This is a genomic window from Collinsella provencensis, from assembly GCF_900199705.1.
GTDB classification, from domain to species: domain Bacteria; phylum Actinomycetota; class Coriobacteriia; order Coriobacteriales; family Coriobacteriaceae; genus Collinsella; species Collinsella provencensis.
Window position 1 is genome coordinate 1,155,697 of sequence record NZ_LT904908.1, and the last position, 25,099, is coordinate 1,180,795.

Consider the following 25,099-nt stretch of genomic DNA (forward strand, 5'->3'; position numbering starts at 1 on the left):
TAAGCATCTGAGGGCTGAGGGAAATCCCCAAATGCCCAAAACAGCCCAAAGTTTTCAAATCGATTGCATGCGATACATAATGCGAGTCTCGAATGCGAGACGATGGCGCGAGACGGGCACACGGAACATACGGGATTCCACTCGAACACAGAAACCCATGCGCCCGTCATCAACCCTGAAAACACGAAAAGCGGGATGCCACACGACACCCCGCCAGGGAAAAACTTACAGCAGTGCCGCAAGGCCGCAGATGGCAATACACACGACGATGGTGAGCATCAGCAGCGTGGTGCTCTTCATCTTCTTGCCGATGGCCCAATACATCAGGCCGAACGCGAACAACTGCGGAAGGCACGGCATGATCATGTCGAAGTACTCAGACAGCGGCGTCGCGAAGTCGCCGGAGCCGATCATGACGCCGGACAGGTCGAGTGCAACATAGCTGGCAACCATACCGCCGATGGCCATGAGGCCCACGACGCTCGCAAGGTAGGTGACCTTCTCCATGATGCCGGATTCAGCGGCGGTGGGCACGAACGAGGAACCCTGCTTGTAGCCCCACTTCAGGCCAAACCAGCGAATGGCGAACGCCGGGATGTTGAACACCAAGAGCAGAAGCAGCGGGCCGAGGAAACTGCCCTGCTGTGAGAAGCCGATGGCGATGCCGGTGGCGATCACGCGAAGGGTGCCGGCGATGAGAGAATCACCGATGCCGGCCAGCGGACCCATGAGGGAGGTCTTGACGGCGGCGATGGACGTGTCATCGAAGTCCTCGTTGTTGGCGTTCTCTTCCTCCATAGCGGCGTTAATGCCCATGAGCAGCGTGGACAGCTGCGGGGTGATGGCCATGAAGTCGAGGCCGCGAGCGTAAGCGCGCTTCATCTTCTCGGAACCCTGCTCATGCAGCTTGCGGACAACGGGCACCATCGCGTAGGAATAGCAGAGGTTCTGCTGACGCTCGAAGTTCCAGGAGCTGTCGAGCATGCAGGAGCGCCAGAACATCTGACGGAGCTCCTTGTCGGTGATCTTCTTCGTTTCGGTCATAGCGGTTTCCGCTCCCATCTCAGTATCAGTCTCAGTTGCCTTGGGCATATCGTTAGAACTCGTTGTCATCGTCAACAGCCTCCGTAGCAACAGCGGTGGTCTGGATGTTGAGACCGAGAATGGCGGCGAGGATCAAAGCGGCCACGGTCACGCTCACGAGGTTCATGCCACCCGCGGCAACGAGCAGGAAGCCGAGGAACAGGAAGCAGATGGTCTTCTTGCTCACGATCATGCGGGCAACCAGGGCGAAGCCGATGGCGGGGATGATACCCATGGCGATGTTCAGACCATCGATCACGAAAGCGGGAACGGCATCCATGATGCCCTGTACGGCACCGACGCCCACAACGAAGCCGAACGTGTCAAGCGCGGAAAGGATGACGAACGGAATGAACGTGCCGGCCCAGTGCATGGCCTCGATACCGCGGTCGTTGCACTCCTCGGCATACACGTCGGCGCGAGCGGCAACCAACGGAACGATGACTGCCATGATGGTGTTCCAGAGCATTTGGACGAAGATGGCGATGGGGATGGCGAGAGCGACAGCGGCACCAGCGTCGCCACCGGCTTGGATGACATAGGCGGAGCCGAAGATGGAGCCGGCAACCATGTCAGGCGGGTTGGAAGCGCCAACGGCCATGGAGCCGAGCCAGATGAGCTCGAGGGCGGCACCGAGCTGGATGCCGGCAACGGGATCGCCCAAGACCACGCCCATGAGGGCGCACATGACAATCGGGCGATGGATCAGCGAGCTACCGAGTGCATAGGTTCCGTAGCCTAGCATCGCAATCAGAAAAACGAGCACAGCTTGAACAAACATGTTCTTTTCCTTTCCTTTCGAACTGTTCCTTACGGGAGTTGAGTTACTCGTTGCCGGTAAGCTCGGTTACAACCTCTTCGGGAATCATCTGGGCGTAGCAGCGAACACCGTCGGCGGTAAGCTCGGCGATCTTTGCCAGCTCCTCGTCGGAGAGGAACACCGCCTTCGCCACGGCACGCTTGCCCTCCTCGATCTTCACGCCGCCGAGCTGCAGCTCGGTGATGCCCTTGGTGCCCTTGATGAGGCGGTAGGCGGTATCGACTGAATCCGCGATCACGAAGAGGTGGTACTTGTCGGTAACGCCCGAGTTGATGGCGGCAATCGAATCCTCGACGCTCTTCATGACGAGCTTCACGCCATCGGGCTTGGCGATCCTGAGCGCGGACATGCGCAGGTGGTCACCCGCCACGTCATCGCATGCGATGAGGATGCAATCGGAGTTGGTGGATTTAATCCAGGAGAACGCAACCTGACCGTGCAGCAGGCGGTGGTCAACACGCAAAACAGTAATCATTTACAGCTCCTCACGAATCTCGCGCATGCGGACCATGAACGTACGGACGTGATCGAGGCACACGTCACCCGTGTCCTTGTAGGTGTCCTTGAAATAGCTGCCCACGATGGCGGCGTCGGCAACGGAGAAGCCGGCGACAGCGTTATCGGGGGTCACGCCCGCGCCGATAACCAGCGGGAACTCGCCCAAGCCAGCGCGGAACTCGTTTATCTTGTCCATCGAGGTCTCCTGGCCGGTGGCGTCCTGGGTCACCACGACGGCATCGCAACGACCCTTGGAAATCTGCAGGTCGACATCGAGCGGGTTGACGGACTTCATCGGCTGATACTTGAAACGCACGCCGCCGAGGACAAGGCCGTCGTACGAAGAGCGCTCATGCTCGAGGAAGGCCGCCTCAGCGGACTCGTCCTTGGGGTCGACGTGGCCGATCACGGAGTCGAGCTGGACGAAGGTTGCACCGTACGTGCGGGCAAGATGGAAGCCCAAGCTGTCAAAACGCAGGCAGTTGATACCGAAACGGGTGTCGATGTGCTCGTCCTTCATGTAGTCGAGCATGCGGACCATGTCCTCGTAACCACCGTAGTAGTTCTCGACGATCACGGCGTCGGCACCACCCTCGAGGTAGATGTCGAGTTCGCGCTTGGCCTGCTCGAACACGGCGTCGTGGTTGTCGCCCTTGAGGTGCAGCATGGCGAAAATCGGCTTCTTCACGCCAAATGCGGCGTCGAACTTCTGCATCGGGGTCATCGGGGTTTCTACTGTGGTCATGTGCGCTCCCTTCCTGAGCTCCATTTCCAATTAGGGCTGCCTGTGTAAACGACGCGGGCTACATCGCCTTTGTGTTGTTACGAATTTCTCTCGCCGTTTAACTTATCCCAACTTGTTCTGCTATGGTATATGATGGAATAAGTAAAAAGAGGTATAATCCCTGCGAGCGGTCGAAAATAACGGATATGCGGTATTTAGACAGCTTTTGAACTCGTTTTTCTATCCCGTGAGGAGCATGATGAACCTTGTCCTTCCCCGAGCTATCACCCTGCAAGAGCAGGTATTCGAGGATCTGCTGAGCAAAATCAACACCGGGCAGTACAAACCGGGAGAAAAACTGCCTGCCGAGCGAGAACTCATCAGCATGTACGGCGTGGGTCGCAACACCATTAGGGCGGCGCTCGCCGAGCTCGAGGCGCGAAAGGTCATCATTAAAAAACAGGGAAAAGGTGCATACGTTCGCCCGCAGACCTATACGCAGAACGTATTCCTCTCGGGTAGTTTCACCGAGACGTGCCAGCATATTGGCGGTATCCCATCTACAAAAATCGTAGGTATCCGCCATGACCGCGCACCGAAACGCGTTGCCGAAGCCCTGAGCCTCGATCTCGAAACAGACCTCATTCTTCGAATCGAACGCGTACGCCTTGTCAACGACGAGCCGTGCATCGTTGAGGTTGATTACATGCCCCGAGTATTCGATTATCTGCTGGATATGGATCTCACTGACAAGTCGCTGCTCAAAATCATCCACGAAAGCGCAGGGCTCGATGCCTGCGAGACGGAAGAGTATTTTTCCGTACTTGGCGCGAGGCCGGAAATTGCACGCCTATTGGAATCTGATGCCAACACCCCGCTGCTCGAGGTTTACCAGATTGCATTTGACCAGGCAGGTGTGCCGATTTACGCCAACGAGCAGATTATCGACTCGTCGCATTACGTGTACGCGGTACGCACTCGCAGAGAACGCGGGTAGCGCGAAGTCGAAGGACGCGCCAGCGGGGGGCACGGGCGGAATAACGTCGAAAACGCGCCAGCGTGAGCGTGAGTGGTGCGGCATCGAATACAAAAATGACGGAAATACATAAATCGTTTCCGTCTTCCCGAGTAGACGGCGATTTTTGATAGCAAAACCGCAGGTAGGATGGGTGCCAGATTTGCCCATACCAACCATGTCCGAGTAGATTTGCGCATTTCCGTCATTTTTGCAAAAAGCGGGATGCCACACGGCACCCCGCCAGGGAAAAACTTACAGCAGTGCCGCAAAGCCGCAAATGGCAATACATACGACGATGGTGAGCATCAGCAGCGCGGCGCCGAATGCAAAGCCGAAGGGCGCACTCAAACGGCGCGCCCTTCATTTCACATGCTATGTTTCAACGGAGTTCCTGGAACCATCCTCTTTGGAGCCTCATCGCCACCGCCAAGTGCTTACGCCTGGCAAGGAGCGTGCTTCTCTTCCCAGCTGCGGTCGTGGTACTTCTCCTCAATCACACCGTCGGAGATGGGAAGCGGGCGCGAAAGGTTACGCGGCTGATAGCCCTCGATGAACTTGTCGCGGCCGAAGCTGTCGGGAATCGCCACGGGATACTCGCCGGTAAAGCAGGCGGTGCAGTAGCCGGTATCGGGCACGCACTGGAGCAGCGCTTCGACCGAAAGGAAGGCGAGTGTGTCGGCGCCGATGAACTCGCAGATTTCCTCAACCGTCTTGCTGGCGGAGATGAGCTGGCTCTGCTCGCCCGTATCGACACCATAGAAGCACGGCCAGATGTCCTCCGGCGAATTGATGCGGATGTGGATCTCTTTGGCGCCCGCCTGACGCAACATGCGCACGAGCTGTACCATGGTGGTGCCACGCACGATGGAGTCGTCGATCACGATGATGCGCTTGCCCTCAACGACATCGCGCAGCGCGTTGAGCTTGAGGCGTACGCCCATGGCACGGAGCTCCTGCGTAGGCTCGATGAACGTACGGGCAACGTAGCGATTCTTGATGAGGCCCGTACCGAAGGGAATGCCGCTTTCATATGCGTATCCTTCGGCGGAAGGCAGTCCCGAATCGGGCACGCCGATAACGAGGTCGGCATCGACCGGAGCCTCGAGCGCAAGTTTGCGGCCCATGTCGTAACGGCACGCATAGATGGACTTTCCGTCCATGATGGAGTCGGGACGCGCGAAATACACCTGCTCGAAGATGCAGTGCGCGGGGGTCTCGGCAGCGGGAACGCCCTGCTCGGACACAAGGCCCTCGGCGCTGATGCGCAGAATTTCGCCGGGTCGGATGTCGCGCACGTACTCGGCGCCGATCATGTCGAGCGCGCAGGTCTCGGACGTAACGACCCAACCGCCCGCGGAGGCGAAGTCCTCGCTCGGAGCCTCGCCCACCAGGTCATCGGCGCTGTTGCTCTCGCTCGGCATCACAGAGGCGGCAGCGACGGCGTCGGCAGCGGCAACGCCCTCGTCGTTGGTAAGGCGGCCGAGCACGAGCGGACGAACGCCGTGCGGATCGCGGAACGCGTAGAGCGCCTCTTCGTTGATGAGCGCCATCGCATAGCCGCCACGCACGAGCTCCATGGTCTTGCGGATGCCCTCGCGCAAATGGCTGGTCTCCTGCGTGAAGTAGCCGATGAGCTTGGCGGCAACCTCGGAGTCGGAGTCGGAATTGAACGGAACGCCCAGGTCGATGAGCTGACGACGAAGCTCGTCGGTGTTCACCAGCGTGCCGTTGTGGGCAAGTGCAATGATCACCTCACCGATTGTTGCCAGGTGCGGCTGGGACTCCTCCCAGCTCTTGGCACCGGCGGTACCATAGCGTACGTGGCCAACGGCGACCTCGCCGGAAAGCGACGAAATATCGGCGTCGGAAAACACCTGGGTAACGAGGCCCAGATCCTTGCGGACCATAACGGTACCGCCGTCGCCGACGGCAATACCTGCCGACTCCTGGCCGCGGTGCTGCAGAGCACGCAGGCCGAAGAACGTCAATCGGGCGACATCGCGGTTGGGGGCCCAGACGCCGAAAACACCGCACTCTTCGTGCAGCTGATCGGCCTCGAGATCGGACACAGCGGAAACAGGCGAAGCGGTGTCAAACGACATGAAGTCTCTCCTCAATGTACCTTGTAGCGGCGTTACCCACCCATTATACGCACGCGCGGTTGCGCAAAAACGTTTTTCTCGACGCACACATCTTGTAACCAAAATGATAACGTGCGCATCGAAATTCGCATATGTCGTGCCATCCCGTACGAGGTGCGACGGGCGACGAATCACGCGCATTTGCGGCGCGGGTGCGCGCATGGCAGATGCGTCTGTCACGCACACGGGATGAACGCGTTGGCGTTCCCCATGCGATGCGAATGCGACAACAGACGCACCTGTCGCATGCCATGGTCACACACCGCGAACCCCATGACCTGCATGCTGAAAACCCATGGTGGCGCAGTGGAGGAACGGGATTTTCTCATCGACAGCCCTGTTGACGTGAAAACACCATACAATGGCACTATTGTGGTCAGAAGCTTGCGAGGTTTCCATGGACGAGCGCCGAACGCCCACCCCTTACCCGCCCGAGAACAGCGGTCCCGTGCGCGCTCCCTATCAACGTACGCGCAAACATATGGGTGTTGCCACAAACGACCCCGAGTATCTACCACCGGTCGACAACCCGTACGCACGCTCGATGCAGGGACGTAAAACGCCTGTTCCACAAGGTCAGGTCCATATTTCGACCACCGGCCCCGGACTGCATGTCCGAACACAGGGATGTCCGCAGGGAAATGGCGGCAGCCAGCCGCTTCGCAGTCGCTATCTCTCCACGCCAAAACGAGGCAGGGCGATTTTTTCTTCGCGCCAAGCTCGGCAGCAGCGCCTCGTTCAGATTTTACTGGTCATCCTCATCATCGCCGCTATTGTCCTCGCCCTTGTTTGGTGGTTCTTCCTGCGATAGCGGTGCGGATGGCATAAAAATCAACCAATATGCCATCACCTATGATTTCCTTCATTTTGACGATATTATTTGGCAGAAAAGCGCAGGGAAGATAGCGGCATGCGGCCGTGAGAAACAAAATTGACGGAAATGCATAAATTGTTTCCGTTTTCCCGAGTAGGCGGCGATTTTGAATAGCAAAACCGCAGGTAGAACGAGTGCAAGATTTACCTCTACTCACCATGTCCGAATAGATTTGCGCATTTCCGTCAATTTTGAAGAAAAGAGGCCGCTGCCCCACCCGAAACGACGCTCGTCGGCGTCCGCATTGCCCATGGTCGGCTGCCGTTGCCTATGGCTTTCTGCCATTTGAGAGCTTTAAAATGCAGGAAAACACAGGCAACGGCGAAAGGCCATAGGCAACAAAATGGCCGCCGCCCCAATCGAGGGACAGCGACCATAAGCGCCCGCTCCTGTTACGGTAGCGGACGGCGCTTCATCTACACCAGCTCGGGCGTAGTATCAATCTCGCCAATTACGACAGCAGCTTGCGGCCGCTCTCCTCAATAGCGGCGACCAGCGCATCGGCAGACGCGGCATCCTCGCCCGTTGCGAAGATGTACAGCTTGATCTTGGGCTCGGTGCCGGAAGGACGCACGATTGCCTTGTTCCCGCCCTCAAGATCGAACTCGACAACGTTTGCCTTGGGCAGACCGTTGACGCACGTCGCGTAATCGAGCACAGCCTCGACCTTCATGCCAGCAATCTCCGCAGGTGTCTCTGCACGCAGACCGGCCATGAGGTCGGCCATCTTGGCGGCACCGTCGGCACCGGGGTAGCTCAGCGAAACCGTCTTGTTGTGATAGTAGCCGTACTTCTTGTACAGCGCGCGCATGGCCTGCACCAGGTTCATGCCCTGCAGCTTGTAGTACTGAGCCATCTGGCAGATGAGCATGGAGGCGTTGACCGCGTCCTTGTCACGCACGTGGTCGCCCGAGAGGTAGCCGTAGCTCTCCTCGAAGCCGAAGATGAAGCGGTCGACCTCCCCCGCGTCGGACAGGCCCGTGATGATGTCGCCGATGTACTTGAAGCCCGTGAGGCAACGGCGCAGCTCAAAGCCGTACTCCTCGGCCAGCGCATCGACCATGGCGGAGGACACGATGGTGGTCACGACAACCTTGTTCGACAGGTCCTCGCCGCGCTCAGCACGCATCTTGCAGATGTAGTCGATCAGCAAAACGCCCATCTCGTTGCCGGTCAGCAGCGTGTAGTCGTCGCCATCGGCGCACGCCACGCCCACGCGGTCGGCATCGGGGTCGGTGGCGAGCAGCAGGTCGGGCTTGACCTCCTGACACAGCTCGATGCCCTTCTGCATGGCCTCGCGAATCTCGGGATTGGGGTACGGGCAGGTCGGGAAGTCGCCGTTGGGGTCCTTCTGCTCGGGGACGACCGTGATATCGGTCACGCCTACCTTGTTGAGCACGGTGGTAACCGGGATGAGGCCCGTGCCGTTGAGCGGCGTATACACGAGTTTGAGGGGAGCGCCGGCAACCTGCTCATCGGTAAGGTTGCTCACGGACTTGTCCACCACGGCGTCGTAGTACGCGTCGAGCACCTCGTCGTCGATCCACTTGACCAGGCCCTGCTCAACGGCAGCGTCAAAGTCCATGGTCTTGATGTCAGTGAACGGGTTGGCGGCATTCATGGCGGCGGAGATAGCGTCGGCGGCCTCAGACGTGATCTGGCAGCCGTCGGGGCCATAGGCCTTGTAGCCGTTGTAGGGCGCGGGGTTGTGGCTGGCCGTCATGGCAATGCCGCCGGAGCACTTGAGATAACGCGTGGCCCAGGAGAGCGTGGGCACTGGCTCGATCTTGGGATACACATACGAAGTCACGCCGTTGGCGGCAAGAATGGCGGCCGTGGTCTTGACGAACAACTCGCCCTTGTTACGGCTGTCGCGCGCAATGGCAACAGAAGGATTCTCGAAATTCTTAACCAGATAATCGGCGAAACCCTGGGTAGCGCGACCGACCGTGTAGATGTTCATACGGTTGGTACCGGCGCCGATCGTGCCACGCAGGCCGGCAGTGCCAAAAGCCAAATCCTGGAAGAAGGCATCGGTGATGGCGTCCTCATCGCCCGCTGCCTGCATCTCTTTGAGCTCGGCGAGTAGCTCCTCATCCTTCACATTCTCAATCCATGTGGAGAGAAGTTCATGTACGTCTGCCATGCTTTCACCTTTCTAGTTGCCGCGCGCATCCGCGGTGCGCCCATTCACATGCGTAAGGACCGCACAGACCGGCGGTCTTGTTCAATGATACGCGTGTGCGGCCCGCTATTCCCTAGCTTTGCGGTAGGCGGCATTTTTGGGATGTGGAGTTGACATTGCGAGCGGAGCATGCTGCGTTCCGGTTCGCCACATCGGGATATCGCGCCCCAACACCTCGCGCCAGAATGCCACGCTTCGTCCACACACCTCGTACCGGGATGCCACGCTTCGTCCACACACCTCGGCGCCCAGCATCGAGATACTGCATCACGACATCTTGCATCAAGATGCTACGTTCCGACGCGCCGCCCCAGCGCCTGCCACCTGACCCCGCTCGCCAAGGGCCCTCACGGCCCCGGCGACCCCGCGCCACTGACGTTTGCCGCCCGAACCTTCACGTGAATTTTTCGAACACAGCAGTACTTGACGAACAAAAGAACTATCCTTAAGCACCGTACGCTGGTCCATAAGTCCGCGGAAAGGAAAATCGCATGACCAACCTGTATTCACGCCACGGCGCGTATATCCCGCGCGTGGCAGCCGTGCACGACATGTGCGGCTACGGCAAATGCTCACTTGGCGTTGCCATCCCCGTCCTCAGCGCCGCCGGCATCGATGTGTGCCCCGTGCCAACAGCGCTTTTTAGCGCCCACACCAAATTCCCCGTCTTCTACATGCACGACACCACCGAGATTCTCATGCCGTATCTCGACGCTTGGAAGCAAGAGGGCATCAAACTCGATGGCGTTTACTCGGGATTCCTCGGCTCCGCCGAACAGGTTGCCGTAATCCAGCGCCTTTATCGCGAATACCCCAATGCCCTGCGCATCGTCGACCCCGTCATGGGCGACGGCGGCGTTCAGTACCCCACCTACACCGACGAGCTGTGCCAGGCCATGGCAGGCCTGGTAGAGGGTGCCGACGTACTCACTCCCAACCTCACCGAAGCATCCATCCTCACGGGTATCGCCTATGAGGGGCAGGACGTTGACGCCGCGTTTATCCAGAAGAACATGGATGCGCTGCTCGGCATGGGTGCAAAAACGGTCGTCCTCAAGGGTGTCGTGCACGAGGGTGAGAGCATCATTCGCAACTATATCGCCAGCACTGAGGGCAACGGTACAGTGGAGGAGGTCTCCAGCGAGCTGCTGCCGTACATGCTGCATGGTACGGGCGACTTGTTTGCCAGCGCTCTGACCGCGGCAATCTACACCGGTCGCAGCACGCGTGAGGCGGTCGAATTCGCTGGTGAACTGGTGCGCGACGCCATGATCGTCACCCGCGAGCAGCCCGATTTCGAGATGCGCGGCGTTTCGTTTGAGCCCACGCTCGGCAAGGTCACTGCGCTGCTCGGATAACGGAGTTTCGAGGCAAACACCTGAGGCGCTTTGGTTGCCATTGCGCTCAGTACGGGGCTGACATGAGCTTTCTCGCTGTTCCTCGCCGTTTCACGGCTGTGGAATCGCTTGAAAGCGAGCGTCCGCCCCTTTTGTGTTGGCCGCCCCAACCGACAGCCATTATTAGGGTTTCACGCTCGGACCAGTCCATTTTATTCACGAACCACCATGCATTAACGGCGAGCATACGGGCGCATGCGGAGCCCGCCCCTTTTTTGCATGGGCTGCCGTCGTCCGTGGCCATGTGATACCACTCATCGCCGATCCGCCCCTATGCACGGGTCCCAGTTTTACAAACTTTCGATATTCGGAAGGTAAGTTGGACAAGGCAAAGTACACTGCACTTTGATAAAGTGCTTACCTGCAGGAACGGCACCGTATTTCTAGAGAAAACCACCGTCTACTCGGCGAGTCAGTTTTAACCTTCCGAATATCGAAAGTTTTATAGCAAACCGCCTTTGAATGCGCCCCGCGCGCGCCCTACTCGGCCTTCTACTCGGCTGCCGTGACCGTCGCCCCGCGCTCTTGTTCGACCAGCGCTCTCTCCTCATCGATTTCACCCTGGGTCACACCGGGATCTTCGGCGATGGAACTCACCGAATTGACCTGTTTTTGAATATCCTCAGCCAAATCGTCGTCCATGCCGATAATCTTGAGCTCCCAGTCGATGTTGGAGGCCGTATCGGACTGCGACTTGGTCCACACGAACGTCAGCATTGCACGACGCGTCCCATGAGCGGGGAAAAAGCCGAAAAGGCGATCGGTCTGAATGGCGCCCTTGTCGTCAACGAGCGCGTACACGTTGTATTCCACACGGCTAATCTTCTCGTTGAGCAACGCGTTGGTGGCAAGCGCACTCGCCTGAATCTGTGAGTTGGAAAGCAGCTCGAGCTCATTTGCCGAATCCGTATCAACCACGGAAACCTCGATAACGCCCGTCTTCTCGCTCGCCTCATCAACCGTAAAATCGCTTGGGAACTGCGTAAAGCCGTTACCCCACTCAACACCCGACTCCATGGCATGCGCGACGGTCTCAACATTGGCGCGATCGGACAAGTTCGCCGTGTTCAAACGGCGGCTCACGCCATACACGATCTGCATGCCCAGCACGAAGACGAACACGCCCACAATCACGAAAACGGCCGTACGCGAAATGGTTTTGGCAACCTGCGAGCCCGAAGGATCCTGCTCGGAAAGGGGGTCGATGGCGGAATGCGTCTCGCGCGTGCGTTTATCGAGCGACTTCCAATTGGGATCGAGCACGCCGGAGGCATCGAGCTGCGAGAAGAGCTCTTCCGCTTCTTCAGGAGTCATGTTCTGCTTCTTTGCCATTCCTACCTCACGTCGCGGGCGCGCGCCCCTTCAAACTGCATTCGATAGTAACGGGCATACGTGCCACCACGCTCGAGAAGCTCCTCGTGAGTACCGCGCTCCACAACGCGACCACGCTCGACGGTTGCGATTTCGTCGGCGTTTTTTATGGTGGAAAGGCGATGCGCGATGATAATCGTGGTGCGATCGGCGGCCAAGCGTTCGAGCGACTCCTGGACAGCCTCCTCGCTTTCGTTATCCAACGCCGAGGTCGCCTCATCCAAGATGAGAATCGCCGGGTTCTTGAGGAACACGCGGGCGATGGCAACGCGCTGCTTCTGACCTCCGGAAAGACGGCCGCCGCGCTCACCCACCACAGTATCGTAGCCCTCGGGCAGCGAGGCGATAAACTCGTGGATGTTTGCCTTGCGAGCCGCGTCCTCGATCTCGGCATCGCTTGCTCCGGGACGACCATAGGCGATGTTATCGCGCAGCGTGCCGTCGAACAGGTACACGTCCTGCTGCACCAGGCCGATGGCGCGGCGCAGGCCCTCCTGCGTCACGTCGCGCACATCCTGACCGTCGATGGAAATCGAACCGGCGTTGATGTCGTAAAAGCGCGGAAGTAGCGAGCACGTGGTCGATTTGCCACCGCCCGAAGGCCCGACCAGCGCAATCGTCTCGCCTGGATGAATGGAAAGGTTCAAGTGATCGATCACCGGCCGCTCGGACACCTTTCCGTCCTCGCCGATCTCGGCATCGGGATAGGAGAAGCACACGTCACGGTACTCGATGGCGCCCTTGGTTACCTGCAGGTCGCACGCATCGGGTTTGTCCTGGATATCGGGGGCCGTAGCGAGCACCTCGTCCATACGCCTAAATCCGGCGATAGCCTTTTGGAACATCTCCGTGGAGTTGACAAGCGTCTCGATGGGGCCGGTGAACAGGCTGATGTAAAGCGCGAACGTCGCCATGTCGACGGCGGACAGCTCACCTTGCGCCACCAGCAGCCCGCCCAGCACAATGATGGTGATGTAATGTGCGGCGGTCATGATGGCGCTCGTCGCCTGGTAGCCGCCCATCACGGTGTACTGCTCGATCTTGGAGGCAAGGTAGCGGCCGTTCGCCACGCGGAACTTCGCACGCTCGGTTTCCTCATTGGCAAAGGACTTCACCACGCGGATACCGGCAAACGAATCTTGGAGCTGCGAGTTTACTTCCGAGATCTTCTTGCGGTTGTCGGCGAACACCGCGCGCATGTGAAGGTTCTGGCGCACCATGATGCTCACGAACACCACGGTCACCAGCGTGAGCGCACCCGCCAGCACCGGCGAGATGGTGAAAAGGATGACCAACGCGCCGATGATCTTGATTCCACAGATGATGATCCACTCGGGCAGGTGATGCGCGCCCTCGCTGATGTCAAACAGGTCGTTTACCACGCGGCTCATCATGTCGCCGGAGTTGTGCGCGTCAAAATACGCGAAGCAGAACCGCTCGTACTGGTCGAACAGGTCCTCGCGCATGCGCGACTCCATGCGGGCACCCATAACGTGGCCCTGAGCCGCCACAAAGTACACGCACGCCGTACGGATGAGGTACAAGCCCACAAGGCCCAGGGCCAGGTACGTGAGCGAACCCATGATGGCTTCGGCGCCCTCGGTGAACAGGCCGCCCGTCAGCTCGCGCAAAATGACTGGGAATGCCAAGTCAATCCCCGCGTACGTGAGCGCGCAGAGCGTATCGGCAATAAACCATCCCTTTTCAGGTCCGTAATATGAGAGAAAACGACGCAGCATACCTAGAGCCTTCGCGCTACGGCGTCGCACGCAAGCGCGCCGATAACCGTCTTCGAGTCTTGAATCTTTCCGTCGAGCACGGCGTCGATGAGCTCATGCAGTGGAACGAGATCCACGTTGACGAACTCATCGTCGTCGGGGTTGGCGCCCACGAACGTCAGGCCCGTCGCCATGTAGATGTGAATGAGCTCATCGCAATACCCGGGGCTCGGAACGATGCTGGTGAGCAAGTTGATGCGACCCGCTTTGAAGCCCGTCTCCTCAAGCAGCTCGCGACGTGCGCAATCCTCCGGGTCCTCGCCCAAATCGAGCTTGCCGGCAGGAATCTCCACGGTCACGCGATCGATGGCCGTACGGTACTGACGCACCAGCACAATCTTGCCGGTTTCGGTGAGGGCGACGACCGCCGAAGCGCCGGGGTGGCGGACGATGTCGCGTCCGGTGTGACGGCCGTTGGGCAACTCGACCTCGAGCGTGCGAACATCGAGCATCTTGCCACGCCAAGCTTGGTCTTCGGAGAGAATGCGCTCGTGCAGGCCGGCATCGCGGGGGTCGTCATCGCCCAAAACAAGTTGCGTCTCAGGGTCCTCGACGTCTTCGTCTCGGTCCTCGATGACCTCGGCCTCAAGCTCCTCGCTGTAGGTGTCGTTATCCATTGCCGTTTCACCCCTCAAAACAAGTTGCATGCCCAGAGCCAGGCTCCGAACATGCAACATAGCCGTTAGCTCCCACGTGCGCATTTGCCGTTAACCGGCATGTTTACCGCACGTCAAGAGCACTGTTGTTCGAATTACGCGTCCCAACCCGCGCGTCCGCGCAGGGCGCGCAGGCCGATGTCGTGACGCAGGGTCTTACCCTCAAACTGAATCTCCTCGCAGGCGGCGTAGGACAAATCGCGTGCGGCCTCGAACGTCTCGCCCAGCGCGGTCACGTTGATCACGCGACCACCGGCAGTGACGAGCTCGCCCTCGTCGGTCATGGCGGTGCCGGCGTGGTACACCGTCACGTTCTCCATGGCCTCGGCATCCTCGATACCCGTGATGACCTTGCCCTTCTCGTACGAACCGGGATAGCCGGCGGAGGTGAGCACCACCGAAACCGCCCATTCGTCGCGCCAGGACAGCTCGATCTCGTCCAGATGCTGCTCAGCGCACGCGAGCATGACCTCAACCAAGTCGTTCTCAAGGCGCGGCAGGATAACCTGGGTCTCGGGATCACCAAAACGGGCGTTGAACTCGAGCACCTTGGGGCCGTTGGCCGTGAGCATGAAGCCACCATAGAGGCAGCCACGATAGTCGATGCCCTCAGCGCGAAGCTGAGCCACCGTCTGATCCATAACGGCGCACATCGCCGCATGCTCCTCGTCGGTCACGATGGGCACCGGGCTGTACACGCCCATGCCACCCGTGTTGGGGCCCTTGTCGCCCTCGAGCGCGCGCTTGTGATCCTGGGAGGTCGCCATAGGACGCACGGTCACGCCGTCGGTAAACGCAAGCAGCGAGCACTCGGGACCAACGAGCATCTCCTCGATGACCACGGTATTGCCCGCCTCGCCAAACGCGCCGTCGAAGCACTCGCGCACGGCCTCCTCGGCCTGCTCGAGCTCGGTAGCCACGATGACGCCCTTGCCCGCTGCAAGACCGTCGGCTTTCACCACAAGCGGAGCGCCCTGCTCGCGCACATATGCGAGCGCGGAAACCTCATCGGTAAAGGAGCCATAGGCAGCCGTGGGGATGCCAGCGCGATCCATGAGCTGCTTGGAGAACAGCTTGGAACCCTCCATCTGCGCACCCTCGGCACCCGGGCCAAAGCACGGGATACCCGCCTCGCGTACAGCGTCGGCAACGCCGGCGACGAGCGGGGCCTCGGGGCCGATCACCACCAAGCCACAGCCGGTCTCGCGCGCAAAATCGGCAACAGCCACGGGATCGTTGGCGTCAAGCGCGACGTTTTCGCCCACGGCGAGCGTTCCGCCGTTGCCCGGGGCGATGTACAGCGCGCCGCAATGCGGAGAAGCGGCAAGCTTGACGGCGAGCGCGTGCTCGCGACCGCCGCTGCCGAGCAGCAGGATGTCAATGGGGTTCTCAAGTGCGCTCATGCGTCCTCCTCGATACAACGCTACTTATCCCACGAGCGAACGATGGTCTGCTCGCGATCGGGTCCAACCGAAACGAACGAGATCTTGCATCCGGCGAGATTCTCGATATAGGCAACGTAGTCCTTTGCATTTTGCGGCAGCTCGTCGAACGTACGGCAGTCGGAGATGTCGCACTTCCAGCCAGGCAGCTCCTCATACACGGGAACCGCGTTGGCAAAAGCAGTCATGTGCTCGGGCACCGTGGTGTAGCGCACGCCGTCGCAATCGTAAGCAACGCACACCTTGATGGTGTCGAACTCGCCCAGCACGTCGAGCTTGGTGAGCGCGATGTCGGTCAGGCCGTTCACGCGCGTGGAGAAGCGGGCGATCGGGCCGTCGAACCAACCGCAGCGACGACGACGGCCGGTGGTCACGCCATACTCATGACCGACCTCGGTGAGGGTGTGGCCAGCCTCGTTCGTCTCGTAGTCGAGCTCGGTAGGCATGGGGCCGGAGCCGACGCGCGTGATGTAGGCCTTCATGATGCCCAGCACACGGTCGATGTTCTTCATACCCACGCCAGAGCCGGTAACGGCTCCGCCCGCGGTGCAGTTGGAAGAGGTCACGAACGGGTACGTACCGTGGTCGATATCGAGCAGTGTTGCCTGAGCACCCTCGAACAGGATCTTCTTCCCCTCGTCGATAAGGTCGTTGAGTAGGAGGCTCGACTCGCAGATATAGGGGCGCAGGCGCTCGGCCATGGGCAGGTAGGTTTCGCAAATCTGATCGACCGTATAGGTGGGCAGGCCGAAGAGGCGGTCGAGCTGCGGGTTGACGCGCTCGAGGGCGGCGTCGAGCCTGGCGCGGAACGTTTCCTCGTCGAGCATGTCCTGCATGCGCAGACCGATGCGAGCCATCTTGTCCTGATAGCACGGACCGATGCCGCGCTTGGTGGTGCCGATGTTGTTCGCACCCAGCAGCTCCTCGAAGGCGCCGTCGAGGTCGATGTGATACGGCATGATGATGTGTGCGTTGCCGGAAACCTTGAGGTTGGCGGTGGAGATGCCATCTGCCTCGAACATGTCGATTTCCTCGAGCAGCACGGCGGGATTCACCACGCAACCGTTGCCGATAACCGAGATGCAATCGGGATACATGATGCCCGAGGGCACCTGATGCAAACCGTATTTTTTGTCACCCAACACGATGGTATGGCCGGCATTGTTTCCGCCCTGGTAGCGAACAACGCAATCGAACTCAGAAGCGATCAAGTCGCAAATCTTACCTTTGCCCTCGTCGCCCCATTGGGTTCCCACCAGCACTGTAGACGGCATGATTACTCCATTTCCGTGCACGCGGACCCTGTGCCCGCGCGGATTTTGAGCTGTGCCGGATTGTTCCGGCACATGGCGGCAACGCGCCAACATTCACATTATAGACAGCTCTGCGTGCGGCGCGTAGTCCGCACGCAGTTCAACACCGTTATTCAACAGCGTGCTGCTCAAGCTCGTAGAACTTGGTGGACGCCGGCAGGAACATGAGGTCCACGTCGCCGATGGGGCCCGAACGGTTCTTGGCAACGATTACGCGCGTCACGCCGAAATCGGGACGGTCATCGCGTTCAGCCTCGGCCTCGCTCGTTGAGCGATCGAGCAGCATGACGATGTCGGCGTCCTGCTCGATAGAGCCCGATTCGCGCAGGTCGCTCATCTGCGGACGCTTTCCCGTGCGACCCTCGAGCGAACGGTTGAGCTGCGAAAGCATGATGACGGGAACGTTCAGCTCCTTGGCCATGATCTTGAGGCCACGACTCATCTCGGAGACCTCGAACGCACGGTTGCCGCCGTAGTTTCTTCCCGCAGGCGGATTCACGAGCTGCAGATAGTCAAGGATGATCAGCGACTTTTGCTTGTTGTGCAGCATGCGGCGCGCCTTGGCGCGAATCTCCGTCACCGTGGTGCCCGGCGTGTCATCAATGAGGATGTCGAGACTGCCGAGCTCGCGGATGGCCTCGTTGATGTTGCCCCATTCCTGCGGGGAAATGCGGCCGGTGCGGAAGTTGGACATGTTTACCATCGCCTGAGCGCAGATGAAGCGCTGGGCGATTTCCTTGCCGCTCATCTCGAGCGAGAAAAAGCCCACGGTGTAGCCCTCTGCAGCGGCGTTGAGCGCAAGGTTCAAAGCGAACGAGGTCTTACCCACAGCGGGGCGGGCGCCCACAACCACAAGCTGGCCCTCGCGCAGGCCCATGAGCATGCGGTCGAGCGACGGATACCCCGTGGGAGCGCCGTGGACCTCACCGCCGGCGGCGGCGACTTCCTCAGCCTCCGCATATGCCTCGTCCATGAAGTCGGAAAGCGTCCTATACGCGCTCTTTACCTCGCGACCCGTAACCGAAAGCAGCATGCTCTCAGCACGCTCGATGACCTCTTTGGTATCCGTGGGAGCGTCGTAGGCAAGGGCGCTGATCTGGTTGGTCGCGCCGATGATCTCGCGCAGCATCGCATCGCGACGCACGATTTTGGCATGGTGCTGCCAGTTGGCGAGCGCCAGCGTATTTCCCATGAGCTCAAGAACGTACGCCTCGCCACCCACCGCTTCCAACTTGTCGATGGAACGCAGGCAGTCGATAAGCGAGATGGAGTCGATCGGCGTGTTGGCCTCGTACATTCCGCCCATAGCGATGAAAATCGTCTTGTGCGAGGGGCGATAAAAATCGTCGGGCAACAGCTCGACCAGCGCTTCTTCCACCACTTCGCCAGACAGAAGCATGGCGGCGAGGACGTTTGCCTCCGCCTCGGTGTTGTTGGGAAGGCCCTTCAGCGCTCCGCGGTCAGCCGAACCCGATTGCGGCCAGCCGTAGCCGCCCATAACTTCCATGTGCTCTCCTGTACGTCAAAATATGCCAGATACATGCGCATTTGCGCAATTTGGCAATATGTCGGGGTCTCCATACTAGAAGATGAGAAAGTTTGTGCAAGCAGTTTTTTCTTTTCTATCAAGCCTTCTACGAGGGGTTTTCGTAGTCCACATTTTGTTGGGGATAACTGGCGCGGTCGCATCTGGGCAAATCATGGTTTTCAACGTTTTCCACAATTTTGAAAATCGTGGAAACGAGTTATCCACAGCCCCATGGATGACCTGCGGTTATGTGAAAAATACCTGTTCAGCGCTGTCTTTGGTTAAAGCACATATATGGAGGAATAGTGAACACGCAGGTAAATAGCCTATTTTTGAAGAACCTGCAGGTAGATGCCTTGCAACCTTAAAGAACGGGTTGAACCTCTTCCAATGCCCCGCCAGCCGAAGTTTCCCACATGAATTGAGTATTCGGCCCTCACTGCCTGTGGATTTCTTAATAATGCGAGCTTTTTATCCAACCCGCAGGGAGATTTGTGTGGAACCAGAAAAAGAAAGGGGGTCGGATGCTATCTGCATTCGACCCCCTCAAGTGGGTTCATTTATGCCCTCTCGGACATGAAACCGACTAAAGCTTTTGCCTACTCGGCGGCAGCCTCAGTCTCGGTCTCCTCGACAACCTCGGTCTCAGCCTCAGCCTCAACCTCAACGGTCTCCTCAGCCTCGGGCTCCTCAACGCCAACGAGCACGACGATGGAGGTGCGGATCTCACGATAAATGGAGATGGAAACCTCATGCGTACCGGCAACCTTGATGGGCTTGCCGAGCTCGATGCGCTTGCGGTCGACATCGATGTCGAGCTGAGCCTTAACGGCGTCGGCGATCATGGCGGCGGTAACGGAACCGAAGAGGATGCCCTCCTCGCCGACCTTTGCCTCGACGACGACCTTCTGGCCCTCGAGGTTAGCCTTGAGAGCGTTGGCGTCGGCAATGCGAACGGCCTCGCGCTTCTCAATGTTGTTGCGACGCTCATCGAGCTGCTTCAGGTTGCCCTTGGTGGCAGCAACGGCAAGCTTCTGCGGAATCAGGTAGTTCTCGGCGTAACCCTGAGCAACGTCGATGACGTCGCCCTCGCCGCCCTTGCCCTTGATCTCGTCAAGCAGAATAACTTTCATGGGTATCCTCCCCTACTTCTTGTCGCGAGGACCGCGGGTGGACACCACAGGCACGGCGTACGGCAGAAGAGCCATCTCGCGGGCGCGCTTGATAGCGTTCGCGATGTCGTGCTGATGCTGCGTGCAAGCGCCAGTGACGCGGCGCGGCTTGATCTTGCCGCGGTCGGTCATGTACTTACGGAGGAGCTGAGTATCCTTGTAGTCGATGTACTCAGTGCCCTCCTTGCAGAACTGGCAGTACTTGCGACGCGGCTGACGTGCAGAATAATCATTAGCCATGTCTCAATACCTTTCGTGACGGCAGCGCGAGCTCTCTGTCCGCACTACCACGTGTTCATCCCTTAAAACGGGATATCCTCATCATAGACGTCGACCGCAGGGGGAACCGGAGCCGCCATGGGCGCCGGAGCCGGCTGCGGAGCAGGTGCGTAACCGCCCTGGCCACCATAAGACTGGTTGCCGTAGGACTGTGCGGGAGCATAGCCACCGTCGCTCTGCTGGCCACGCGACATAAACTCGATCTCATCGACGATGACCTCGAGCTTGGAACGCTTCTGTCCGTCGCGCTCCCAAGAGCTATAGCGGAGCTTGCCCTCGATCGCGACCTTCGACCCCTTCTGGAGGTAGCGCTTCACAGCCTCTGCGCGGCTGCCGAACATCGTGCAGTCCACGAAGTTCGGGTAGTCTTCCCACTCGCCCGTCTGCTGGTTGCGACGACGGTCGTTCACGGCTACGCCGAAGCTCAGCACCTGGGTACCGCTCGCAGTAGCGCGCAGCTCAGGGTCGCGGGTGAGATTACCGGAAATGTTGACTCGATTGATGCTCATACGTGTTCACTACCTCTCGCGTAGTGCGCGCAAGCGCACTACATCCATGCAAACGATCTACTCCTGGTCGTCGCGACGGACGATCATGTGGCGAATCACGGCGTCGGTAATACGAAGCACGCGATCGAGCTCCGCGATGGAAGCCGGGTCTGCATGGAAGTTGATGAGGGTGTAGTCACCTTCGGTGAGCTTGTCGATAGCGTAAGCGAGCTTGCGCTTGCCCCACTCGTCGACGTTGTCGACCTTACCATTGCCCTCAGCGATCGTGGTGTCGATGCGCTTCATCACGGCGAGACGAGTCTCGGGATCAAGGTTAGGGTCAACGAAGAACAGCAGTTCATAAGCCTTCATGTGGTCACCTCCTCTGGACAAACGGCTTCGGGTCGTGAAGGTGCGCCCGAAGCAGGAAAAGACGTGCTAACTATAGCCGAGTCTGCACATCTTGCAAGGTGTTCGCGGTCGCACCCCATGACTTCCACACTTTCACACGTGTCTGCACTCACATGTTGATGTGATTCGCCACGTCGAAAGTCTCTCATGGCGTGTCGACATTATTTCCCACCCAAATCCCAAAAACCCGAACGCGCACCTCACATGGCGCTGATCTCGTTCCAATATGCACAGGTCCAACGCGTGGATATTGAGCTAGAAAAATGCCCCGTACGGGAATTGTTCAACGCAACTCCACATACGGGGCGAATAGCTCTTCACAGGGTCTGCAAATACGTTAGTTATGCAATGGGGCCGTTTTCTTCAGAAGTATCATCATCCGAGGTAATCGGGCCAAGGGCGATGGGCTCCTTGAAAGGTTCAGGCTCCGGTTTCGCAGGGGCGGCATCGCTATCGGACGCAATTGCCTCTGCCTCTACGGGAGCAACCGCCTCGGATTCGAGAACCTCTGCCTTAACGGTCTCGACAGCCCCAACAGGCTCGGACGCAACAGGCTCACGCGCAGGCGCAACAGGAGGCATGAGCTCGATCACCGTCGCCCCAGAAGCCTCGACATCATCAGATGCATCCACAAGTTCGGGCTCGGGATGTGCCGGTGCCGCGTCGACCACGGAAAGAGGCGCGACCTCAACCGGATCGCCGGGCGCAACGGGATTGGGAGCAACCGTCGGAGAAGTCGGCGTCGCCTCGGCCACGGGAGCTACGGGTACCACAGGAGCCACGGGAGCCGCAGGGGTCGTGGGAGCCGGGTCGGGGTCGACCGCGCCATATCCAGGCGTGCCAGAGCTGGGCATATTAGAGCTCGCCACATTGGAAGTATTGGGCGCATTCGGGGCACTCGGCGCAGCGCCCTGCCAGTCCGTGCCCTTATGCGGAACGTCGCTGGGCAACGGAGCAGCGGAGACGCCCCAGCGGCTCACGTCAAAGCGGGCAAACCACTGCCCAACGGCATTGATGGACACCAGATTCATGCCCGTGCTAATCACACCGCCAATAAACCCGAGCGCAATGGCCAGCACCACAAGAAGCAATGCCGGGGCGGCTCCCCAGCTCAGCAGGCTGCGGATAATCTGCTCTTCCTCGCCTATCGCACCGCTCATCCCCACAAAGCCAATCGCGCCGAAAATGCCGCCAGCGACAAAAATACCCAGTAGCGCGCTCACGACAAAGTTGTAGACAAAGCTGATCGCAGCGCCGATAAGCGAAACCAAATAGGTCTTCAAAAAACCGCTGAAGTCGCGCGTGACCATCTGGAACAGACGATCAAGGCGCCAGCCCGCGGAGAAGCTGTCGTAAAGCGTGGCGCGAAGCGTAGCGGCCGCAATGAATGTCTCGGAAAGCAGCATGACAACCCAATACACAATGAGCATGAAGCCGCCCAAAGATGCCTCTGCCCCATCCGTGAGGATGTCAAAATACGAGAACCCGTCAACCGCCATAAGGAACGATCCCGGGAAAACGATATTCATCACAATGGCCGCCACAAAGCCAAGCGAAAGCGTCACCAAAAACGCGCGGCCGCCCGTGGAAAGCACCTTGCCGTAATCAACACCGTGCTGTTTAGGGGCGGCCTCGACACCCCACGCAGTCAGACGGGCCCACTCGAGGGCATATCCCAAAACGGCGATCTGTCCCAAAATGGGAATCCAGCCGACCAGCGTCAGTACGAGCAAAGGCTTAATCCAGCCTTTGTCGCGTGTGAGCATACGCCATGACGACGCAAAACTCGGATCGTGAGTCTGCATAGGTGCACCTCATCTTTCTTCGCCCTGCCCGCAAATGGGAGGACGCTCGATTTCACTACGTCCAGTGTATATCCCATATTCGATGCGAGGCGCGCAAAACAGAGGTATTAAGTGCGATTTAAGCGCTGCATAAGCCGAGGTTAACCAAATCGCGCGTTGGCGGCTTGTGTTGGCAGGATTGCGTCGCGCGTTGGCGGCACTCTTCGACAGAATGTGCAGGCTCCCCACTGACAGCGCTCCTCTTCAGAGCGCTTCAGTCCCTGTTAGGCGTGCTCCTCATCAGAACACCCCGGCTCCTGATTGGGTTCACGATCAGATTCACGCGAGACGCCAGGCTTTTTGCTCAGATGGTGGATAGGACGCGCAATGGGAGCGGCAACCTTCTTCACCTTGCTCAAATCGACCTCAGTCGGGCTCATGATGTTGTAGCGGACGGACCACCAGCGAATGAGCATGGTAAGCAAGGTAGCAATGAGGGCAGCGGCGATATTCCACATGCCGGCATATTCCAGCAGCGCCATATAGCTGAACGCGCCGGCAATCGCGGCAAGGGCGTACAGGTTTCCGCGCTGGAAAATGCCGGGCACGCGCGCCAGACACACATCGCGCAGCAGGCCGCCGCCCACTGCCGTGAGAAAACCCATCACGACGCAGATGATCATGGGAAAGCCGTAATAGTTCGTTTTGTCGGCGCCCATCACGGCGAACAGACCGACGGAAAAAATGTCGAGCGTGGCGATGAGGCGGTCCGGTTTTTCGACGATGCGCGGGAACACGAACGTCGCTATCGCGGCAGCGAGGGAAACGGGGACGGCAAGGGGCTGCGACAACATGTAGACGTCGCCTTTTTGCAGGATGACGTCACGGATGAGTCCGCCGCCGAGAGCGCAAATCAATCCCAGGCCGATGGCGCCAACGAGGTCAAGTTTGTTTTCGCGCGCAGTGAGAACGCCCGATGCCGACGCCACGATCATGGCGACCATCTCAAACGCAAGGGGAATCGACAGCTTGACCGGAACGGGAGTCACCGATATGGCGCTTTGCGTCACAGCAAGCACGATTTGATCCACAGCGGCCCTCCTGCGCAACCGGGCAACAACAACGTCACCATCTTAGCCCAACGCGCCGACGCCACGACCATGAACCACATCCGGTTGCCCTATATCCGGTTGCCGTCACCTGCGCCCAATCGTCGTTACCTATGCTCGCTTGGCGTTGACTATGAATTCTTGCTTTTTGAAGCTCTCAAAGCGCAGAAAACCATAGGCAACGGAACTATGGAGCGCCCTCCCCGGGTTCGAATCCGTGCGCGGGAACAAAAACGACGGAAATGCATAAAATGTTTCCGCCTTCCCGAGTAGACGGCGATTTTTATTTGCAAAAACCGCAGGTAGAATGGGTACCGGATCCGCCTATACTCGGCACGTCCGAAAAGATTTGCACATTTCCGTCATTTTTGAAAAAAGCGAGCCGCACGGGCCCGCTTCTCAAATCTAACATGGCGGAGGAGGGGGGTTCTCCGGCGGCTGGCGCCACCTCGTCCGCTGCGGAACCTCACGGCTCCTTGCGCGCTGCGCTGGGAAACGCCTACGCGTTTCCTCAGCTCCGCGCCCTCCCCGGGCTCGAATCCGCGCACCGGCAACAAAAAGCGAGCCGCGCGGGCCCGCTTCTCAAATCTAACATGGCGGAGGAGGGGGGATTCGAACCCCCGTACGGGGAGTACCCGTAAACGGTTTTCGAGACCGCCGCATTCAACCACTCTGCCACTCCTCCGTATGAAGTGAAACGGCGCGTTCCCATTTGGAAGACGCGCCGCGTGAAAAGTCTGGCGGAGAGTCAGGGATTTGAACCCTGGAGACGCTTTTGGCGCCTACACGATTTCCAATCGTGCTCCTTCGGCCACTCGGACAACTCTCCGTGAATGCAGGGGTTATTGTACCGTAATCCGCGCATCGTGCAAGCCTGCAAGAAAAACGTTTTGGTCTCTATCACCGTTTTTGCAGGGAGCCGCGCGCCGTTGAGGGTAATTTTGCCCAAAAAGAAAGAATTTCCTCCTCGTTTTTTAGGCAACCCTTCCCTTTTCGCAGAGAGAACGGGGCGGCGACAGCCAGCCGCA

The 25,099-nt window shown here is 59.0% G+C and carries 21 protein-coding genes and 2 tRNA genes; 3 read left to right on the top strand and 20 right to left on the bottom strand.

What is annotated here, in order from left to right; all coding sequences use genetic code 11:
• Positions 1–225: 225 nt before the first annotated feature.
• From C1711_RS05235 to C1711_RS05250, 4 genes are read right to left on the bottom strand one after another with little or no spacing between them, the layout of a single operon-like run.
• A complete protein-coding gene (locus C1711_RS05235; RefSeq protein ID WP_234346271.1) occupies positions 226–1,113 on the bottom strand; it encodes a PTS system mannose/fructose/sorbose family transporter subunit IID in 888 nt (295 codons plus the stop codon).
• Positions 1,097–1,864 carry a PTS mannose/fructose/sorbose/N-acetylgalactosamine transporter subunit IIC gene (locus tag C1711_RS05240; protein WP_102338096.1) on the bottom strand — a complete coding sequence of 256 codons (768 nt, stop codon included), beginning with the start codon at positions 1,862–1,864 and terminating at the stop codon, positions 1,097–1,099. Before C1711_RS05240 ends, C1711_RS05235 begins: the two co-directional genes overlap by 17 nt.
• A gap of 43 nt (positions 1,865–1,907) precedes the next feature.
• A complete protein-coding gene (locus C1711_RS05245) occupies positions 1,908–2,378 on the bottom strand; it encodes a PTS sugar transporter subunit IIB (RefSeq protein ID WP_102338097.1) in 471 nt (156 codons plus the stop codon).
• A complete protein-coding gene (locus tag C1711_RS05250) occupies positions 2,379–3,146 on the bottom strand; it encodes a BtpA/SgcQ family protein (protein WP_234346274.1) in 768 nt (255 codons plus the stop codon).
• 235 nt (positions 3,147–3,381) lie between these two features.
• Here C1711_RS05250 and C1711_RS05255 point away from each other — a divergent pair, with 235 nt between their 5' ends.
• Positions 3,382–4,122, top strand: coding sequence for a GntR family transcriptional regulator (locus tag C1711_RS05255; protein ID WP_102338098.1), 741 nt, complete (start codon positions 3,382–3,384; stop codon positions 4,120–4,122).
• 455 nt (positions 4,123–4,577) lie between these two features.
• Here the strand turns inward: C1711_RS05255 and C1711_RS05260 are convergent, their stop codons facing one another.
• Complete coding sequence (locus C1711_RS05260) at positions 4,578–6,245, bottom strand: amidophosphoribosyltransferase (RefSeq protein ID WP_102338099.1); 1,668 nt, start codon at positions 6,243–6,245, stop codon at positions 4,578–4,580.
• A 680-nt stretch (positions 6,246–6,925) separates the two neighbouring features.
• On the opposite strand from C1711_RS05260, the gene C1711_RS07750 reads away from it, so the two are divergent.
• Complete coding sequence (locus C1711_RS07750) at positions 6,926–7,219, top strand: hypothetical protein (RefSeq protein WP_159060062.1); 294 nt, start codon at positions 6,926–6,928, stop codon at positions 7,217–7,219.
• A 390-nt stretch (positions 7,220–7,609) separates the two neighbouring features.
• On the opposite strand, the gene C1711_RS05270 is transcribed toward C1711_RS07750, so the two are convergent.
• Positions 7,610–9,304: a phospho-sugar mutase gene (locus C1711_RS05270; protein ID WP_102338101.1), complete on the bottom strand. Its 1,695-nt coding sequence runs from the start codon at positions 9,302–9,304 to the stop codon at positions 7,610–7,612.
• A 530-nt stretch (positions 9,305–9,834) separates the two neighbouring features.
• Between C1711_RS05270 and C1711_RS05275 the strand changes: the two genes are divergently transcribed.
• Positions 9,835–10,701 (top strand): PfkB family carbohydrate kinase, encoded by an 867-nt coding sequence (locus C1711_RS05275; protein WP_102338102.1) that lies wholly within the window; start codon positions 9,835–9,837, stop codon positions 10,699–10,701.
• A gap of 531 nt (positions 10,702–11,232) precedes the next feature.
• Here C1711_RS05275 and C1711_RS05280 read toward each other — a convergent pair.
• The 14 genes from C1711_RS05280 to C1711_RS05345 form a co-directional block, all read right to left on the bottom strand.
• Positions 11,233–12,072, bottom strand: a complete 840-nt coding sequence (locus C1711_RS05280; protein ID WP_102338103.1) for a hypothetical protein — start codon at positions 12,070–12,072, stop codon at positions 11,233–11,235.
• A 2-nt stretch (positions 12,073–12,074) separates the two neighbouring features.
• Positions 12,075–13,850, bottom strand: coding sequence for an ABC transporter ATP-binding protein (locus C1711_RS05285; protein ID WP_102338104.1), 1,776 nt, complete (start codon positions 13,848–13,850; stop codon positions 12,075–12,077).
• A gap of 2 nt (positions 13,851–13,852) precedes the next feature.
• Positions 13,853–14,506, bottom strand: a complete 654-nt coding sequence (locus C1711_RS05290; protein ID WP_102338105.1) for an NUDIX domain-containing protein — start codon at positions 14,504–14,506, stop codon at positions 13,853–13,855.
• A 134-nt stretch (positions 14,507–14,640) separates the two neighbouring features.
• Positions 14,641–15,948 (bottom strand): phosphoribosylamine--glycine ligase, encoded by a 1,308-nt coding sequence (gene purD, locus C1711_RS05295; RefSeq protein ID WP_102338106.1) that lies wholly within the window; start codon positions 15,946–15,948, stop codon positions 14,641–14,643.
• Between the two features lie 20 nt (positions 15,949–15,968).
• Positions 15,969–17,261 (bottom strand): adenylosuccinate synthase, encoded by a 1,293-nt coding sequence (locus tag C1711_RS05300; protein ID WP_102338107.1) that lies wholly within the window; start codon positions 17,259–17,261, stop codon positions 15,969–15,971.
• A 148-nt stretch (positions 17,262–17,409) separates the two neighbouring features.
• Positions 17,410–18,798: a replicative DNA helicase gene (dnaB, locus tag C1711_RS05305; RefSeq protein ID WP_407641531.1), complete on the bottom strand. Its 1,389-nt coding sequence runs from the start codon at positions 18,796–18,798 to the stop codon at positions 17,410–17,412.
• A 629-nt stretch (positions 18,799–19,427) separates the two neighbouring features.
• Positions 19,428–19,961, bottom strand: a complete 534-nt coding sequence (gene rplI / locus C1711_RS05310) for a 50S ribosomal protein L9 (protein ID WP_102338109.1) — start codon at positions 19,959–19,961, stop codon at positions 19,428–19,430.
• Positions 19,962–19,973: 12 nt separating this feature from the next.
• On the bottom strand, positions 19,974–20,240 hold the full coding sequence (gene rpsR, locus C1711_RS05315) for a 30S ribosomal protein S18 (protein ID WP_102338110.1): 267 nt from the start codon (positions 20,238–20,240) through the stop codon (positions 19,974–19,976).
• A gap of 62 nt (positions 20,241–20,302) precedes the next feature.
• Positions 20,303–20,788, bottom strand: a complete 486-nt coding sequence (locus tag C1711_RS05320) for a single-stranded DNA-binding protein (RefSeq protein WP_102338111.1) — start codon at positions 20,786–20,788, stop codon at positions 20,303–20,305.
• Positions 20,789–20,845: 57 nt separating this feature from the next.
• The gene (rpsF, locus tag C1711_RS05325; protein ID WP_006721899.1) at positions 20,846–21,139 is read right to left on the bottom strand and encodes a 30S ribosomal protein S6; all 294 of its coding nucleotides are present in this window, start codon (positions 21,137–21,139) and stop codon (positions 20,846–20,848) included.
• A gap of 380 nt (positions 21,140–21,519) precedes the next feature.
• A complete protein-coding gene (locus tag C1711_RS05330; protein WP_102338112.1) occupies positions 21,520–22,983 on the bottom strand; it encodes a DUF4013 domain-containing protein in 1,464 nt (487 codons plus the stop codon).
• Positions 22,984–23,246: 263 nt separating this feature from the next.
• A complete protein-coding gene (locus C1711_RS05335) occupies positions 23,247–24,053 on the bottom strand; it encodes a trimeric intracellular cation channel family protein (protein WP_234346278.1) in 807 nt (268 codons plus the stop codon).
• 612 nt (positions 24,054–24,665) lie between these two features.
• Positions 24,666–24,756 (bottom strand) — tRNA-Ser (locus C1711_RS05340).
• 53 nt (positions 24,757–24,809) lie between these two features.
• Positions 24,810–24,900, bottom strand: a tRNA-Ser gene (locus C1711_RS05345).
• Positions 24,901–25,099 lie beyond the last annotated feature (199 nt).